Annotated in this window: 13 protein-coding genes; 7 read left to right on the plus strand and 6 right to left on the minus strand. The window is 62.1% G+C overall.

Annotated features, from left to right (window positions below; all coding sequences use genetic code 11):
• Positions 1 to 189 precede the first annotated feature (189 nt).
• The 3 genes from A6B35_RS28065 to A6B35_RS28080 all read right to left on the minus strand — a co-directional run bounded on the left by A6B35_RS28065 (position 190) and on the right by A6B35_RS28080 (position 2,720).
• Positions 190 to 645: a hypothetical protein gene (locus tag A6B35_RS28065; protein ID WP_006199477.1), complete on the minus strand. Its 456-nt coding sequence runs from the start codon at positions 643 to 645 to the stop codon at positions 190 to 192.
• 471 nt (positions 646 to 1,116) lie between these two features.
• Complete coding sequence (locus A6B35_RS28075) at positions 1,117 to 2,211, minus strand: integrase (protein ID WP_006199479.1); 1,095 nt, start codon at positions 2,209 to 2,211, stop codon at positions 1,117 to 1,119.
• Positions 2,212 to 2,513: 302 nt separating this feature from the next.
• A complete protein-coding gene (locus A6B35_RS28080; RefSeq protein ID WP_006199480.1) occupies positions 2,514 to 2,720 on the minus strand; it encodes a hypothetical protein in 207 nt (68 codons plus the stop codon).
• Between the two features lie 271 nt (positions 2,721 to 2,991).
• Between A6B35_RS28080 and A6B35_RS28085 the strand changes: the two genes are divergently transcribed.
• Positions 2,992 to 5,262, plus strand: a complete 2,271-nt coding sequence (locus A6B35_RS28085; RefSeq protein ID WP_006199481.1) for an alginate lyase family protein — start codon at positions 2,992 to 2,994, stop codon at positions 5,260 to 5,262.
• Positions 5,263 to 5,420: 158 nt separating this feature from the next.
• Here A6B35_RS28085 and fcl read toward each other — a convergent pair whose 3' ends face one another.
• From fcl to A6B35_RS28100, 3 genes are all read right to left on the minus strand, one after another.
• Positions 5,421 to 6,383: a GDP-L-fucose synthase gene (gene fcl, locus A6B35_RS28090; protein ID WP_006199482.1), complete on the minus strand. Its 963-nt coding sequence runs from the start codon at positions 6,381 to 6,383 to the stop codon at positions 5,421 to 5,423.
• Between the two features lie 9 nt (positions 6,384 to 6,392).
• Positions 6,393 to 7,463, minus strand: coding sequence for a GDP-mannose 4,6-dehydratase (gmd, locus tag A6B35_RS28095; protein WP_006199483.1), 1,071 nt, complete (start codon positions 7,461 to 7,463; stop codon positions 6,393 to 6,395).
• 97 nt (positions 7,464 to 7,560) lie between these two features.
• On the minus strand, positions 7,561 to 8,715 hold the full coding sequence (locus tag A6B35_RS28100; RefSeq protein WP_006199484.1) for a dihydrodipicolinate synthase family protein: 1,155 nt from the start codon (positions 8,713 to 8,715) through the stop codon (positions 7,561 to 7,563).
• Positions 8,716 to 8,957: 242 nt separating this feature from the next.
• Here A6B35_RS28100 and A6B35_RS28105 point away from each other — a divergent pair, with 242 nt between their 5' ends.
• The 6 genes from A6B35_RS28105 to A6B35_RS28130 are packed head-to-tail and all read left to right on the plus strand — an operon-like array spanning position 8,958 to position 16,222.
• Positions 8,958 to 10,001, plus strand: coding sequence for a LacI family DNA-binding transcriptional regulator (locus tag A6B35_RS28105; protein ID WP_006199485.1), 1,044 nt, complete (start codon positions 8,958 to 8,960; stop codon positions 9,999 to 10,001).
• The gene (locus A6B35_RS28110) at positions 9,998 to 11,014 is read left to right on the plus strand and encodes a Gfo/Idh/MocA family protein (RefSeq protein ID WP_006199486.1); all 1,017 of its coding nucleotides are present in this window, start codon (positions 9,998 to 10,000) and stop codon (positions 11,012 to 11,014) included. The genes A6B35_RS28105 and A6B35_RS28110 overlap by 4 nt, the downstream gene beginning before the upstream one ends.
• Entirely contained in the window at positions 11,011 to 12,612 is a 1,602-nt protein-coding gene (locus A6B35_RS28115; RefSeq protein ID WP_006199487.1) for an acyl CoA:acetate/3-ketoacid CoA transferase, read from the plus strand. The genes A6B35_RS28110 and A6B35_RS28115 overlap by 4 nt, the downstream gene beginning before the upstream one ends.
• Positions 12,605 to 13,381 carry an enoyl-CoA hydratase/isomerase family protein gene (locus A6B35_RS28120; protein ID WP_006199488.1) on the plus strand — a complete coding sequence of 259 codons (777 nt, stop codon included), beginning with the start codon at positions 12,605 to 12,607 and terminating at the stop codon, positions 13,379 to 13,381. The genes A6B35_RS28115 and A6B35_RS28120 overlap by 8 nt, the downstream gene beginning before the upstream one ends.
• Before the next feature lie 17 nt (positions 13,382 to 13,398).
• Positions 13,399 to 14,910 carry an aldehyde dehydrogenase family protein gene (locus A6B35_RS28125; RefSeq protein WP_006199489.1) on the plus strand — a complete coding sequence of 504 codons (1,512 nt, stop codon included), beginning with the start codon at positions 13,399 to 13,401 and terminating at the stop codon, positions 14,908 to 14,910.
• 58 nt (positions 14,911 to 14,968) lie between these two features.
• Positions 14,969 to 16,222, plus strand: a complete 1,254-nt coding sequence (locus A6B35_RS28130) for an ABC transporter substrate-binding protein (protein WP_006199490.1) — start codon at positions 14,969 to 14,971, stop codon at positions 16,220 to 16,222.
• The last annotated feature ends 92 nt before the right edge of the window (positions 16,223 to 16,314 follow it).

The raw sequence follows: 16,314 nt of genomic DNA on the forward strand, positions 1-16,314 counted from the left end.
TACGGGAGGGGGTCTACAGCGTGACGGAGGGGTCGGGAGGTAGAATGTGGCACGGAACAAAGAAAACCCCTGTAAGGTGCCAAGGAGACCTAAGCAGGGGCTATCGTCTGAAAAGCCTTAAAGGACCGCAAGGTCCGAATCGCGTCGGAGATTCTAAGGGGTGTGTCCGAGAGGGCGGGTTATGGCCATTCATTCCGGTCGACATGTGACGGCGAGGTAATGACCTGTAGATTTGTCAAAACCGCAGGTGTGACACTTCCAGTAAGTCAGGCCCTCGGATTCGCCGAGGTTGTGCAGCAGAGATTTAGTGCCCTTCTGATAGCAGTCTGCGCATATCTCGTGGGGCGGTTCGCCATTCTCCATGCCGGGCTTCAGGCGATATATGAGGATGCCAGGGGGAAATTTCCGAAGCTCGTAGCGCTTCTTCTCTGCCTCCCAAGTCTCGAAGCTTTTAACCTGTGCTTCTAACTCGCTTATGCGATGAGTCAGCGTCGAATACGCCGCTTGAGCCGCCAAGATTCTATCTTGCAAATCCATGACAGCCATATTTCGTGTGTTCGCGGCGTCCATCTCCTTGAGCGCCTTCGCCATGTCGAACATTGTTTTGAAAGCGCCAACGCCAGCAATCGTCTCTGCGACAACCATAAAATAGCCTCCTAATCTAAGGGAGACCCTACTTGTTCATTCAGAGATTGAGGAGTCTTTTCGGCTCTTTGTGGTAGTGCCTCGTTTCTGTATATTTTGGCGTTGGAAAAACAAGGGAGATTTGGATGGCTGCCAGTTCGATTCTGCCAAAGTACGTGCGAAGCCTGTCATACGATGCAAAGACCCGGACGGGCATCCTAATGATGGAGCCCTATACGAATTGCGATTTTGAGGAATGCACGTCGTTGTTCGAACGGATAGACCGGAAGGTAGCGGCGATACACACGTTCTCTGGGGCAGAGCGTGACACGTCATACATCCGGGTCGGTCGGTCCGCAGGCTGGTCGGCGAAGCGAGGTGACGTATAGCATCTATGGTGCAAGGTGAAGAAGCGGCCGAAGACTGGTGCAAGGGTCTGGCGAAGTCGAGTGTTACTTCGAATGGCCTTGCAGAGTAAGAAACGTATAAATTTCAATCAGTTAGCTCTCTTCTGGGTGGCGCGTCAATCCGTGTGATCTCTTGACCTCCCGTCAGCTTCGTCCGCGACCCACCAGAAAGCTTCGCTCTGACGGTATCCTGATTGGCATGGGAGTACCGCATTAGCTGAGCAAGCGTCCTGTGGCCTGAGATCGACGCGACTTCGGGGACCGTAAGACCGAGTTCAAACAGCCTCGAAACAGCTTCGTGACGGAGGTCATGGAAATGGAGGTCCTGAAGCTTTGCCCTCTCGGTAAGCCTGTCCCAACTCTGCCTTAGAGCGACTGGCGTGATAGGAAAGGCGAGATCGATTGGCTTGGCATCGTCTGGTCGGATTGTTGTGAGGATTGACATCGCATCGTCAGTCAGGGGGATCACCCGTTTGTAGCCGTTCTTCGTCTCTAGGATCGTCGCTGAGCCCCTTTCAAGATCGATGTCACGCCAACGAAGGGAAAGGATTTCTCCCCGTCTCATGGCCGTCTCTATGGCGAACAGGATGATAGGTAGGACGTATCGATTTCTGGTCTTCTTGGCCGCTGTGACCAACCTCGCTCCTTCACCATCCCTAAGCCGTCGCTCCCGCCTTTGGTCGACGACACGGAGCTTCAAACCATCCATAGGGTTCCCACGAAGCGGAATCTCCCATTCGACAGCCGCATGACGGAACATGTTGTTTACCGGAGCGAGTTGCCGCTTCAGAGATTTCGCTGTGATCTTGGGTGATCCGTCAGCCTTTCGATCCTTCAGCCTTTCGTCGCGATAGGCCGCGAAGTCACTTGGTCGAAGCTCGGACAGCACTTTTCGACAAATCGAATGACGGAGGAAACTGTTCAGGACGATTGTCTCGACATCTCCTCCCCTCTTTGTCGGTACGACTTCGTCACGGTATCGGGTGACAAGATCAGCCAGAGTGATGTCTTTCAGCGTCTTCCGGCAGGGAGCAAGCTCTTGCCTGTCTATCTGTCCCTCGATCAGCCTTGCCCATTCCGTCGCGTCTGAGCGCTTGGTGAATGACTTCGTCCTAGTCGCGAAACCAATCCTTCTGACTTGGACGTGATATCTCTGTCCCCGTTTGCGTATGCTAGCCATTTTAGACCCTTCCTGTGCCAAGAGTGTGCCAGCAGCAGAATCGAGGTCTCTTCGGGGAAGTCAGACGAGAGCTAAGTACCTATAACTCTTACGTCTTTCGTCGTCGTCAGTTCGCCATGAAGGCGGGAGAGCACTGCATTGACATTGCAGGGGTCACAGGTTCAATCCCTGTCACGCCCACCATCCAGACAAGCCGTATCGCATCTCGCCACACCTGAGGCCCGTCCCGGTGGGGAGTAAGGCAATAGGGCCCGTAGGCAATTGGTGCCGCTCGTCCTCCCTTACTCCCGGATCGCCCTACTTCACTGCGGTCGCGGATCGGGCCTGTTGTCGTGCTTGTCGCCGTTCTTGCCTTCCCGGCACGGCGCGTCGCCGATGCCGCAGCATTTGGCATTGTGGGTGACACCAGGCTTTGTCTTGTCGCAATCTCTTGGCGCCGTCGTCTGACAGCCCGCCAGCACCGAGACGGCAATGGCGGCAAGCACGACGTTTCTTGATCGAATAAACATGGATGTTCTCCTTGATGAACCACGTTGTTACGCAGCGCTTGGTCGCGTCGCGCGATGGATTGGTTCAAAGGAACCGAAAAATAACTCGAGAAACTTTCCCGAAGTGCGAACCACAAACGCACCGATGCCACCCGGGCCGCATTGAGCCGTGACGCACGACGTGCAAAAGGCTAGGAGACGACCAAGGGGTCGGGGGAAGACGCGGAGATGCGACAATCGGATGGTCCGTGATGACATGTGACCGCCCCCGCGTGCTCCCTGGCGGACAGCCATGACCCCAGTTCCGGCCGAGCGGCGGTCCACCTGGCAACGAATACTCCTCGAGCTCGAGCGGTCGAAAAAGCATCTCAAGTCGCCGCTCACGAGCCTTGGCGGGGTGCTGGTTTCAGCGAAACGCAAGCTCGAACACCGGCATACGGTGAGGCTGCGTATAAAGGCGGCGCGTGACGGCTACGCGGCGTCGCCGATTTCGCGCCTGAAGGACAGCTTCATGCTTGTCCGCATCATCGGCAATGACCTCGAGCCGCGACACCGCAAGGGCCAATCATACGACAACGCCCGGTTCATCCTGGACAACGAACCCGCCTTCCCGGACTGCGAGAAATTCTGGATCGTCAACCGGATAACGGACCCCGAGGAAGAGGCCCGCATCATCGGCCTGCTGGAAAGCCGGAACCAGGACTTCCACAGGATCCCTTTCGACCTCGATGCCTATCGCCAAATTCCCTGGAACATGGACGAACTGGCCACGGGCCTGTTCAGGTCTTCGGACAGCGTCCGAATGGCCGAGCCGAATGCCGCGCGTTATGAAACGCACATCCGGCGCGGCAAGAACCTCTATGTGATGAACAACAACGGCGCGCGCAACACGGCTCTTGAGATCGCCCGCGGGCGGGCGAAGTGGCTGATGCCGTGGGACGGCAACAGCTACCTGACGCTGTCGGCCTACCAGCAGATCCGGGCGGCAATCGGAGAAAACCCGCATTTCCACTATGTCGTGGTACCGATGGCGCGCATCGTCGACAACGCACTTCTGCTCGACGCGGCCTTCAAGCCGCAGGCAAGCGAAGAGCCGCAAATCATATTTCGAACCGATACGACCGAACTGTTCGACGAAAACTATCCCTATGGACGCCGGCCGAAGGTCGAAATGCTGTGGCGGCTTGGCGTTCCCGGGCAGTGGGACCGGTTCCGCGACGACCGGTGGGATTTCCCGCGTCGGCCCCTCTCGCCCACCGCTGGACTTTTCCAGAATGCCGGCTGGGTCGCGCGCCTGGATTCAGGGCGCTCGCATCTTGAAATCGGCAAGGCGGGCTTCCTCGCCCGCTGGAGCAGCCGCGACGAGGCGATCATCGACATGCTCGACCGCTGTGACGCGAGGGCGGTCTCTGCCAGGCTCGATCCGTCGCGCCTGGCCTTCTACGACGAAGACGCGCTCACCGCCGCCTCCAGAAAGGACGCCGATCTTCAGCGGCATTTGCGGATCTGCGCCGACCAGGCGCTGACCCGCGGTCCGTTCAGCGTGACGGACAAGACCGGCACCGCACCAAGCGGCGATCCGCACGACTATTTCCAGCCGGCGCCCTATTGGTGGCCTGATCCACACAAGCCTGGCGGACTTCCCTTTGTCTGGCGCGACGGCCAACGCGCACCCGGCACCACAATGTATGAAGCGGGCAGCGAAGCCTACGATCGTACGCGCCTGCAGCGATTGCTGGACGATACCACCGTGCTTGCCCTGGCGGCGACCGTGCTTGGCGAACGGCACTATGCCGGCCACGCCGCCGGGCTCGTCCGCACATGGTTCATCGATCCCGCGACAAGAATGAACCCGCATATGCGCTACGCGCAGGTGCGGTTCGGTCACGACGACAACGAAGGGAACGGGCAAGGTATCATCGAGCTCAAGGATCTCTATTTCTTCCTCGACGCGGTTCGTCTGATCGAACGCGCCGGCGTATTGGACGCAAGTGAAGGGGAAGCATTCAGATCCTGGCTTGGTTCATACCGCCAATGGCTGGACACGGCGCCGGCCGCGGTGGCGGCGTCCAAGCGCCTCAACAACCACGGTGTGTTCTTTGACCTGCAGCGGGCGTCGATCGCCGCATTCCTGGGGGAAAGCGCAACGCTGGCCGGCATCGGCCGTCGCGCCAGGGAGAGACTGACGGATCAGATCGCGCCCGACGGATCGCTGCCGAGGGAATTGTCGCGCACCCGCCCCAGACACTACACGCTGTTTACCTTGCAGGGCTGGACGACGCTGGCGCGCGTCCAGTCCTCGGTCGGCGACGATATTTGGCAGCATCGTGCCGGCGGAGGACCGGGGCTGGTCCGTGCCTTGCGCTGGCTGGCGGCGAATATCGACAGCCATCACACCACGCCGATGGATGCGATCGATCCGCACCGGCTTTGGCCGCTATTGCTCGATCTTGCGCACCACGATCCCGAAGCAGCGATCCCCAACGCCGAGGCGCAGACCGTCACGCCCGTCTTCCACCCGGACGAAGGCATCGCTCCGTTCTGGATGTGGAGAAGGGCCTAAGCAATTCCAGGAAAAGTGCGTAGCTGTTCCGTCCGGAATTGCGCAAAACAAACAGTCAGATTCTCAGATCTGCTTTCCAGAGCCGTGACCGCAGCTTCGAGAGGAGACGGCCGCCCAGACCGTCATCTCTCGTGGCTGCAATCAGCGTCGATCGGGGTTCAGACCGCGCCGAGGCGGACATCACCCTTCTCAACATGCTGGAGAAACCACGCATAGGTCTGTTCCAATCCACTGCGAAGCGAGTAGCCCGGACGCCATCCCGTGGCAAACAGGCGCGACACATCCAACAGCTTGCGCGGCGTGCCATCCGGCTTCGTCGGATCGAATGCGATCGCTGCTTCCGCGCCGACGACGGATACGATGGTGCGGGCCAGATCCGCAATGCTGATGTCCTCTCCCGAGCCGACATTGACATGGCTGTCTCCGGCATAATTTTTCAGAAGCCAGACCAGGGCGTCGGCGGCGTCGTCGACATGCAGGAACTCGCGCATCGGCGTGCCCGATCCCCAGACCTCCAGGGTCTTGCCGCCTGTGCGCCTGGCCTCATGCGCCTTGCGCATCAGCGCCGGCACGACGTGGCTGGTCGAGAGGTCGAAATTGTCGCCCGGACCATAAAGATTGGCCGGCATCGCCGAAATGTAATCGACGCCATACTGGCGACGGTAGGCCTGGGCGAGTTTCAGCCCGGCGATCTTGGCGACCGCATACCATTCATTGGTCGGCTCGAGCGGGCCGGTCAGCAGCGCGTCTTCGGGGATCGGCTGCGGCGCGAGCTTCGGATAGATGCAGGACGAGCCAAGAAACAGGAGTTTCTCCACTCCATTGCGAAAGGCGGCCTCGATGACGTTGGTCTGCAGGACGAGATTTTCATGCAGGAAATCGACCGGGAACCTGTCATTGGCCAGGATGCCGCCGACCTTGGCCGCCGCCATCACCACCGCGTCCGGCCTGCACTCGGCCATCCAGCGCCGCACGCCGGCCTGGTCGAGAAGATCAAGCTGCTCACGCGGCGCGGTCAGGATCTCGCAATCCTCGCCCACCAGCCGGCGCACGATTGCCGAGCCGACCATGCCGCGATGCCCGGCAACAAAAACCCGCTTGCCCCGAAGCTGGAAAGTCATCGCTGCGTCCTATGACTGCTGACCGTTGCGTCGGATGTCGTCGACGGCGCGCACCAGGTCGGCCTGCACCATTTCCGCGACCAACTCCTTGAAGCCAATCGTGTGCGACCAGCCAAGCCTGGCTCGCGCCTTGGATGCGTCGCCGACAAGCATCTCGACCTCCGTCGGCCTGAAATAGCGCGGGTCGATGCGTATCAGCACGGCGCCCGAACCGGCATCCATACCGACTTCATCGACGCCTTGGCCTTGCCAGCGAATGGTGCGTCCGGTCTCGGAAAAAGCCAGTTCGACGAACTCGCGCACGGAGTGCATCTCGCCCGTCGCCAGCACGAAATCATCGGCCTCGCTATGCTGCAGGATGCGCCACATGCCTTCGACATAGTCGCGCGCATGGCCCCAGTCGCGCCTGGCGTCGATATTGCCGAGATAGAGCGTGTCCTGCAGCCCGCGATGGATCGCCGCGACGGCGCGCGTGATCTTGCGGGTGACGAAGGTTTCGCCGCGTGTCGGGCTCTCATGGTTGAACAGGATGCCGTTGGCGGCAAACATGCCGTAGGCTTCGCGGTAGTTGACCGTGATCCAGTAGGCGTAGAGCTTGGCCGCCGCATAGGGCGAGCGCGGATAGAAGGGCGTGGTCTCGCTTTGCGGGGTTTCAGCAACCTTTCCGTAAAGCTCCGATGTCGACGCCTGATAGAAACGCACCGACTTTTCGAGGCCAAGGATGCGGATTGCCTCCAGCAGCCTGAGCGTGCCGAGCGCATCGGCATTGCCGGTGTATTCAGGTGTCTCGAAGCTCACCTGGACATGGCTCTGGGCGCCGAGATTGTAGATTTCGCTCGGCTTCGTCTCCTGCACCAGGCGGATCAAATTGGTCGAGTCGGTCAGATCGCCATAGTGCAGAAAGAAACGGGCGCCGCGCTCATGCGGATCGACATAGATGTCGTCGACGCGCTCGGTGTTGAAGGAAGAAGAACGGCGTTTGACGCCATGCACGACATAGCCCTTCTGCAGCAGCAACTGTGCCAGATAGGCGCCGTCCTGGCCGGTCACGCCGGTGATCAAAGCTACCTTGTCGGTCATGCCCTGCTCGTCCCTCCCATAGGCCATACCGAATACAGATTTGCCCAGGCAAGGCAAATCCGAACATCGGCCCGAGGTGGAGACAAAGCCTCCTTGCTCAGGCGCCGGCGACCGCGCAGAGGTGTTTCATCCTGGCGACGGCAAGTTCCGGGTCGGCCAGCAACCCGGCTTGATCGGCGAGCCGAAAGACATCGGCATAGTGGCGGATACCGCGCGCCGATTGCATGCCGCCGACCATCGAGAAATGGCCCTGGTGGCCGTTCAGCCAGGCCATGAAGACGATGCCGGCCTTGTAATATTCGGTCGGTGCTTCGAAGATTTTTCGCGACAGCGGCACGGTCGGCGCCATCAGCGCGTCGTAGCCGGTATGATCGCCTTTGGCGAGCTTCGCCAGCGCGGCATTGGCGACCGGCGCGATGGCGTCGAAGATGCCGAGCAGCGCGTGTGAATGTCTCCTGCCGTCGCCGGCGATCAGCTCTGGATAGTTGAAATCGTCGCCGGTGAACATCACGACGCCTTCCGGCAGCCGGTCGCGGAGCAACACCTCCTTGCTGGCATCGAGCAGCGATATTTTTATGCCCTCGACCTTGCCGGCATGCCGCTCGATGATGGCGACGACCGTGTTGAGCGCCGCCTCGAAATCGTTGCTGCCCCAATAGCCTTTCAGTGCCGGATCGAACATATCGCCCAGCCAGTGCAGGATGACCTTGCCGGAGGCCTGTGAGAGGATGCGGTCGTAGACGCGGGCATAGTCGTCCGGTCCGTTGGCGACGGCCGCCAGCGCGCGGCTGGCCATCATGATGGCCTTGCCGCCCTCGCCTTCGATGAAGGCGAACTGCTCCTCATAGGCGCGAATTACATCGTCGAGCGTCTTTGCGGCTGCAGGTGCCAGATGGTCGGTGCCGGCGCCCGAAGCGAGGTCGGCACCCGGCACCGTGCGCGCCTCGGCGATCGAACGCCGGATCAATTCCTTCGCGCTCGCCCAGTCGAAACCCATGCCGCGCTGCGAAGTATCCATCGCCTCGGCGATGCGGAAGCCAAGCGCCCACAGATGATGGCGAAACGCCATCGTTCTGTCCCAGTCGACGACGGGTTGCGACCACGGATCGGTCATCGCCAGAGGATCTGCAACGACATGGGCGGCGGCATAGGCGATGCGCGAAAACCGCGCGCCGGCCACCGGTTGCACCGGCTGGCCGACCAGCCGGTAGGTGGCGCGACGACCGCCCTCTATGGGCAAGGTGATGTCCATGAAGCTCTCCCTTTGTCGCGCCTATAAATGGAACGTTCCAATAAATCAAGAACCTTTATGATTCTCTTGCGCGGCGCAACTGGATGCTGCATCGCAACACAGGAACCCTTGCCGGGGATGAATTTTAGACGCGGATCGATCAATTTTTCGCAAGCGAGAAAAATCCGGATTGACTCCCATTCTTGATGGTGATTAGAACGTTCCAATAAATTCGACCAGAAATATCGGGAGGACGCATCTGGATGGCCAGCCGGGCCAAGGCGACGATACTCGACATTGCCCGGGAGGCGGGCGTGTCCAAATCGACGGTATCGCTCGTGCTCCAGGGCAGCGGGCTGATCCGGCCTGAAACCGCGGTCAAGGTGCGCAAGGCGATCGAGGATGTCGGCTATGTCTACAACCGCGGCGCCGCCAATCTGCGCAAGGCCCACTCCAATGTCATCGGCATGGTCATCAACGATCTCACCAACCCCTTCTTCGCCGAACTGGCGGTCGGCATGGAACGTGTCTTCCAGTCGGCCGGAATCGTGCCCTTCATCGCCAACACGGCGGAGAACCCGGTGCGCCAGGAGGAGGTGCTGAAGTCGCTGATGGAACAGGGCGTCGCCGGGCTGATCGTGTCGCCGGCGCGCGGCACCACGCCGGGCGCTTTCCGCCGCCTGGAGACGGCAGGCCTGCCGGTCGTCTTCGCCATGCGCCGCTTGCCCGAAAGCCGCATCCCGGTGATCGCGCCCGACAATCATCGCGGTGCCTGGCTCGCCACCGCCCATCTGATCGGCAAGGGCCATCGCCGGCTGGCCTTCTTCGGCGGCTCCTCCGATCTGGTGGTCTATCACGAACGATTGGGCGGTTTCCGCGAGGCCTGTGAAACGCTGGGCATCGCCGCTGGTGACAGGCTGATCTTCGAAGGCGAGACCAGTCGCAAGGGCGGCATCGCCTGCATGGAGACAGCGCTCGCCATGGCCGCGCCGCCGACGGCGGCGCTGTGCTTCAACGACGCAGTCGCCTTCGGCGCCATGCTGGCGCTGCGCAAGCGCGGTCTTGAGCCGGGTGCGGATTTTGCCGTCGTCGGCTTCGACGACGTGGCCGAGGCCGAGCATTACATGCCGGCGCTGACCAGCGTCGCGGTGGACTCGGCAGGCCTCGGCGAGCGCGCCGCCCATGTCATGCTGAAGATGATCCAGTCGCGCACCACGCGCGCCGAGGATCATATCGGCGCGGTCAATCTCGTCGTCAGGGACAGCTGCGGTCCCGATCGCCGCGCAGGAATGGGAGATGCGGCATGAGCGTCAGATGGGGTCTGATCGGCGCCAGCACGATCGCCAGGCAATTCATGATCGATGCCATCCGTGCACAGGTCGATGGCGAGATCGTTGCGGTGATGAGCTCCAGCCAGGAGCGCGCCGCGGCCTATGCTGGCGAAAATGGAATTCCGGTCGCGGTGTCGACACTCGACGCACTGCTCAATGCCGACATCGACGCCGTCTACATCTCGACCACCAATGAATTGCACCTCGAACAGGCGCTGGCAGCGATCAAGGCGGGCAAGCATGTGCTGTGCGAGAAGCCGCTGGCGCTGAGCAGCGCCGATGCGCGCAAGATGGTCGACGCCGCCAAGGCGGCTGGCGTCGTGCTCGGCACCAACCATCATCTGCGCAATGCCGGCTCGCACCGCGCCATGCGCGAAGCGATCGCCTCTGGCCGCATCGGCAAGCCGGTCGCCGCGCGCGTTTTTCACTCGGTCTATCTGCCCGAGAACCTGCAGGGATGGCGCATCACCAGGCCCGAGGCGGGCGGCGGCGTGGTGCTCGATATCACCGTACACGACGCCGACACGCTGCGCTTCGTGCTCGGCGACGATCCGGTCGAGATTTCCGCCTTCACGCAATCGGCGGGCATGGCCAATGGCGGTCTGGAGGACGGAGCCATGTGCATCTGGCGCTTCAAGTCCGGCGTCATTGCCCAGTCGCATGAAGGCTTCACGACCAAGTTCGCCGGCACCGGCTTCGAGGTGCACGGTTCGGAAGGCTCGCTCTTCGCCAGCAACGTCATGACCCAGAAGCCGGTCGGCTCGGTGCTGCTGCGCACCGCAAAGGGCGAAGAAGAATTGAGCTTCGACCGCGAGGATCTCTACACGAGGTCGCTGCGCCAGTTCCATGCCGCCATCCACGGCGACGGCCAGCCATCCGCGACGGGTGAAGACGGCGTCTGGTCGCTGGCATCGGCCGAGGCAGCCTTGCAGTCCGCGAAATCAGGCAAGGCGGTCGCAATCGACCCGAAACTTGGGAGCGCCGCGTGAGCAAGGTCGTTTCCGCCGCGCAGGCCGCCAGCCTGATCAAGGACGGCATGGTCGTCTCTGTCTCGTCATCGAGCGGCCTTGGCTGCCCGGACGCGGTGCTTGCCGCGATCGGCGAGCGCTTCGAAACTGAGGGCCATCCGCAGAACATCACCACGCTGCATCCGATCGCCGCCGGCGACATGTACGGCATCAAGGGCATCGACCATCTCGCCAAGCCCGGCCTGTTGAAGCGCACCTTGTGCGGCTCCTACCCGTCAGGACCGTCGTCCTCCGAGCCGCCGCAGATCTGGAAGATGATCGGCGACAATTCGGTCGCTGCCTACAATGTGCCCTCCGGCATCCTCTTCGACATGCACCGCGAGGCCGCGGCCAAGCGCCCGGGCGTGCTGACCAAGGTCGGTCTCGACACCTTCACCGACCCGCGCCACCAGGGCTGCGCCATGAACGCCGCCGCCAGCGAGCCGATCGTTTCGGTCGAGCAATTCGACGGCGAGGAATGGCTCTATTTCCGCGCGATCGTTCCGCATGTTTCGATCATCCGGGCCACGACCGCCGACGAGCGCGGCAACCTCACCTATGAGCATGAGGGCGCCTATCTCGGCGGCCTCGAGCAGGCTTTGGCCGCCCGCAACAATGGCGGCATCGTCATCGCGCAGGTCAAGCGCGTCGTCGAGAACGGCACGCTGAAGCCGCATGATGTGCGCGTGCCCGGCGTGCTGGTCGACCACATCGTCGTTGCGCCCGACCAGTTGCAGACGACGCTGACGCCTTACGACCCGGCAATCTCGGGTGAGATCTTCCGACCGCTGTCGACCTTCCGCAATGCCGAGATGAACGTCCAGAAGGTGATCGCGCGGCGCGTCGCCATGGAATTGCGTGACGGCATGGCCGTCAACATCGGCTTCGGCATCTCGGCCAATGTGCCGCGCATCCTTCTGGAGGAAGGCCAGCACGGCAAGGTCACCTGGGTGATCGAACAGGGTGCGGTCGGCGGCGTGCCGCTGCTGGACTTCAAGTTCGGCTGCGCATCCAATGCCGAAGCGATCATGCCCTCGCCGCATCAGTTCATCTATTTCCAGGCCGGTGGTTTCGATGCCTCGCTGCTGTCCTTCCTGCAGATCGACCGCCATGGCTCGGTCAACGTCTCGAAGCTTTCGGCAAGGCCGCATGTCACCGCCGGCGCCGGCGGTTTTGTGGACATTACTGCCCGCGCGAAAAAGATCGTCTTCTCCGGCTTTTTCAATGCCGGGGCCAAACTCTCGCTGGCCGATGGCGGCATCCGCATCGACCAGGAGGGCAAGGTCAAGAAGGTGGTCGACGAGGTCGAGCACATCTCGTTCTCGGGAAAGCGCGCGGTCGCGCAGGGACAGGACATCACCTATGTCACCGAACGCTGCGTGATGAAGCTGACACCGGACGGGTTGATGGTGACGGAACTTGCACCCGGCATCGACCTGGAACGCGATGTGCTGGCGCAGGCCGAGATCCCGCTCGGCATCGCCAACGACCTCAAGGTGATACCGTCCGCACTCTATCAGGATCGGCCGATCGGCCTGTCGCTTAATGGCGGCGCCTCGCTCGGAGGCACGCATGGCTGAGCATCTTGTCACCTTCGAGCAGGACGGCGCCATCGGCATCGTCACGCTGCGCCGGCCGGAGAAATTCAACGCGCTCGATATCCCGATGCTGCGGGCGCTGGAAACGGCGCTCGACGAGGCTGAGATAGCCGAGGGTGTGCGTGTCGTACTCGTCCGTGGCGAAGGCAAGGGCTTTTGTGCCGGCGGCGATGTCGAGGCCTGGGCGCAAATGAGCGCCGCCGATTTCCAGGTGCAATGGGTCCGCTACGGCCACCGCGTCTTCGACCGGCTGGCGCGGCTGCGGCAGCCGACCATCGCGGTGCTGTCCGGCCATGCGCTGGGCGGTGGGCTGGAACTGGCGGTCGCCTGCGACTTCCGCGTCGCGGAAACGCAGGTGAAGCTTGGCTTCCCTGAGACTTCGATCGGCGTCGTTCCCGGCTGGTCCGGCACGCAGCGCGCCGTGCGCCGCTTCGGCGCGCAGACGGTGCGGCGCATGGCGCTCGGCGGCGAGGTTTTTCTCGCCTCTGACGCACTCGCTTTGGGCATTGTCGATAGAGTTGTCGAGACTGGCAAGGCGTTCGATGAGGCCAAGGCCTGGGCGGAAAAGATCGCCGAGCGCGGGCCGTTGGCGACTGAGGCCGCCAAGCTGATGATCGCGGTAGCCGAGGGCGAGGAAAGCGCTGCCGCGACAGAAGCGCTGGCCAGCGGCTTCATCGCCTTGACGGGCGACCTCAAGGCCGGCGTCGGCGCCTTCAAGACCAAGCAGAAGCCAGCCTTTTCGCGATCCTAGACAAGAGTGGAAATCCTATGAACGCGCCCCTCAACATCGCCATGCCCGTCGAGGCTTCCGCAGCGCCAAAAACCTACCAGCTGCTGATCGACGGCAAGCATGTCGAATCCCGCGACGGGCGCACGCTTGAGCGCAGCAGCCCCGGCCACGGCTTCACCGTTTCGCGCTATGCGCAGGCCGGCGAGGCGGAAGTCGAGGCGGCGGTCCAGGCCGCGCACAACGCCTTCGAGACCGGCCCATGGCCGCGCATGAAGGCAACCGAGCGCGCCGCGATCCTGCTCAAGGCCGCCGACCTGATCGAGGCACAGCTGGAGGACATCGCCCGGCTCGATGCGCTGGAATCCGGCAAGCCGATCGCCCAGGCGCGCGGCGAGATCGGCGGCGCCGTCGACATCTGGCGCTATGCCGCCGCGCTTGCCCGCACGCTGCACGGCGAGAGCTACGCCAATCTCGGTGACGCCATGCTGGGTGTGGTGCTGCGCGAGCCGATTGGCGTCGTCTCGATCATCACGCCATGGAATTTCCCCTTCCTCATCGTCAGCCAGAAACTGCCCTTCGCGCTCGCCGCCGGCTGTACGGCGGTGGTCAAGCCGAGCGAGATGACCTCGGCCTCGACCTTCGTTCTCGGCGATATCCTGATGCAGGCGGGCCTGCCAAATGGTGTCGTCAACATCCTTGCCGGTCTCGGCGGCGATGTCGGCGCGCCGATGGTCAGCCATCCATTGGTCGAGATGGTCTCCTTCACCGGCTCCACCCGCGTCGGCAAGATGACCATGGCCTCGGCCGCCAGTTCGCTGAAGAAAGTGTCGATGGAACTAGGCGGCAAGAACGGCCAGATCGTCTTCCCCGATGCCGACCTCACAGCTGCCGCCGACGCAGCCGTATTCGGCGGCTTCTTCAACGCTGGCGAATGCTGCAACGCGGGTAGCCGGTTGATCGTCCATAAAGCGATCGCCGACGACTTCCTCTTGGCGGTCAAGGCGCTCACCGCCAAGGTGACCGTTGGCGATCCGCTCGATGACCGCACCAAGGTCGGCGCCATGATCTCGTCCGACCATCTCACCAAGGTAGCCGGCTATGTAACGGCGGCGGCAAGCGACGGCAGCAGCGTCTACAGCGGCGGCAAGCAGCTGGCGTCCAATGCCGGCCAATACCTTGACCCAACCATCATTCGCGACGTGACCGAGGACATGGCGATCGCGCGCGAGGAAGTGTTCGGCCCGGTGCTTTCCGTGCTGACTTTTGAATCGATTGAAAAGGCGTTGCACATCGCCAACAACACGCCCTATGGTTTGTCGGCAGGCGTGTGGAGTGCCAGCATCGACACCTGCATGTTGGTGGCGCGGAATGTGCGTTCGGGGACCGTTTGGGTGAACACGTTCATGGAAGGTTATCCCGAACTGCCTTTCGGCGGCTACAAGCAGTCCGGTCTCGGACGCGAACTCGGCAAACGTGCCGTCGAGGACTATACCGAGGAAAAGACAATCCAGTTTCATCGCGGCCAGCGCACCGGATGGTGGGTCGGCTGAGTTGGGAGACCCCGGCGGACATCCGCCGGTTATGTGCATGCAACAAGGGAGGAAGTACATGTTGCGCAAACTGCTTATCGGAACGGCTCTAGCGTCGAGCTTTGTGTTCTCGGCGCATGCCGAGGACGTCAAGGAAGTGCAGATGCTGCATTGGTGGACGTCGGGCGGCGAAGCGGCTGCTCTGAACGTCCTCAAGGAGGATCTATCCAAGGAAGGCTTTGCCTGGAAGGACGTGCCGGTGGCCGGTGGTGGCGGCGACGCTGCCATGACCGCGCTGAAGGCCATGGTCGCGGCCGGCAATTACCCGACCGCCTCGCAGATGCTCGGCTACACCGTGCTCGACTATGCTGCCGCCGGCGTCATGGGCGACCTGACCGAGACCGCGAAGAAGGAAGGCTGGGACAAGTCCGTTCCGGCGGCCCTGCAGAAATTCTCGGTCTATGACGGCAAATGGGTCGCGGCTCCGGTCAATGTCCATTCGGTCAACTGGTTGTGGATCAACAAGGCGGTGATGGACAAGATCGGCGGCACCGAGCCGAAGACCTTCGACGACTTCGTGGCCCTGCTCGACAAGGCCAAGGCAGGCGGCGTCATCCCGCTCGCGCTCGGCGGCCAGAACTGGCAGGAAGCCACCATGTTCGACTCGGTCGTACTGTCGACCGGCGGACCGGAGTTCTACAAGAAGGCCTTCAACGACCTCGATGAGGAATCGCTGAAGTCCGACACGATGAAGAAGTCGTTCGACAACCTCGCCAAGCTGGTCACCTATGTCGACCCGAACTTCTCGGGCCGTGACTGGAACCTCGCCACCGCCATGGTCATCAAGGGCGATGCGCTGGTTCAGGTCATGGGCGACTGGGCCAAGGGCGAGTTCAACGCCGCCAAGAAGACCCCGGGCACCGACTTCCTGTGCTATCGCTTCCCGGGCACCGACGGCAGCGTGATCTACAACTCCGACATGTTCGGCATGTTCAACGTTCCGGATGACCGCAAGGCCGCCCAGGTCGCGTTGGCCACCGCCACGCTGTCGAAGAGCTTCCAGTCGGCCTTCAACGTCGTCAAGGGTTCGGTTCCGGCCCGCACCGACGTGCCTGACACCGACTTCGACGCTTGCGGCAAGAAGGGCATCGCCGACCTGAAGGCCGCCAACGAGGGCGGCACGCTGTTCGGCTCGCTGGCCCAGGGCTATGGCGCCCCGCCTGCAGTCGCCAATGCCTACAAGGACGTCGTCTCGAAATTCGTCCACGGTCAGATCAAGACCTCGGACGAGGCCGTGACCGAGCTGGTCAAGGCGATCGACGACGCGAAGTAAGGCGTTCGTCACCTGAAAGCACCTTCCCCGCGCAAGCGGGGAAGGTCCACCTTGATGCAGGGTTTGAGGCTGCTTTGATCGGTGCATTCGGG

The sequence above is a fragment of the Mesorhizobium amorphae CCNWGS0123 genome (genome assembly GCF_001686985.1).
In the GTDB taxonomy this organism is placed as follows: Bacteria; Pseudomonadota; Alphaproteobacteria; order Rhizobiales; family Rhizobiaceae; genus Mesorhizobium; species Mesorhizobium amorphae.

Excerpts from the sequence above, each read along its gene's own strand:
- A6B35_RS28065 (WP_006199477.1), bottom strand. The coding sequence starts at position 645 with ATGGTTGTCGCAGAGACGATTGCTGGCGTTGGCGCTTTCAAAACAATG.
- A6B35_RS28075 (WP_006199479.1), bottom strand. The coding sequence starts at position 2,211 with ATGGCTAGCATACGCAAACGGGGACAGAGATATCACGTCCAAGTCAGA.
- A6B35_RS28080 (WP_006199480.1), bottom strand. The coding sequence starts at position 2,720 with ATGTTTATTCGATCAAGAAACGTCGTGCTTGCCGCCATTGCCGTCTCG.
- A6B35_RS28085 (WP_006199481.1), top strand. The coding sequence starts at position 2,992 with ATGACCCCAGTTCCGGCCGAGCGGCGGTCCACCTGGCAACGAATACTC.
- fcl (WP_006199482.1), bottom strand. The coding sequence starts at position 6,383 with ATGACTTTCCAGCTTCGGGGCAAGCGGGTTTTTGTTGCCGGGCATCGC.
- gmd (WP_006199483.1), bottom strand. The coding sequence starts at position 7,463 with ATGACCGACAAGGTAGCTTTGATCACCGGCGTGACCGGCCAGGACGGC.
- A6B35_RS28100 (WP_006199484.1), bottom strand. The coding sequence starts at position 8,715 with ATGGACATCACCTTGCCCATAGAGGGCGGTCGTCGCGCCACCTACCGG.
- A6B35_RS28105 (WP_006199485.1), top strand. The coding sequence starts at position 8,958 with ATGGCCAGCCGGGCCAAGGCGACGATACTCGACATTGCCCGGGAGGCG.
- A6B35_RS28110 (WP_006199486.1), top strand. The coding sequence starts at position 9,998 with ATGAGCGTCAGATGGGGTCTGATCGGCGCCAGCACGATCGCCAGGCAA.
- A6B35_RS28120 (WP_006199488.1), top strand. The coding sequence starts at position 12,605 with ATGGCTGAGCATCTTGTCACCTTCGAGCAGGACGGCGCCATCGGCATC.
- A6B35_RS28125 (WP_006199489.1), top strand. The coding sequence starts at position 13,399 with ATGAACGCGCCCCTCAACATCGCCATGCCCGTCGAGGCTTCCGCAGCG.
- A6B35_RS28130 (WP_006199490.1), top strand. The coding sequence starts at position 14,969 with ATGTTGCGCAAACTGCTTATCGGAACGGCTCTAGCGTCGAGCTTTGTG.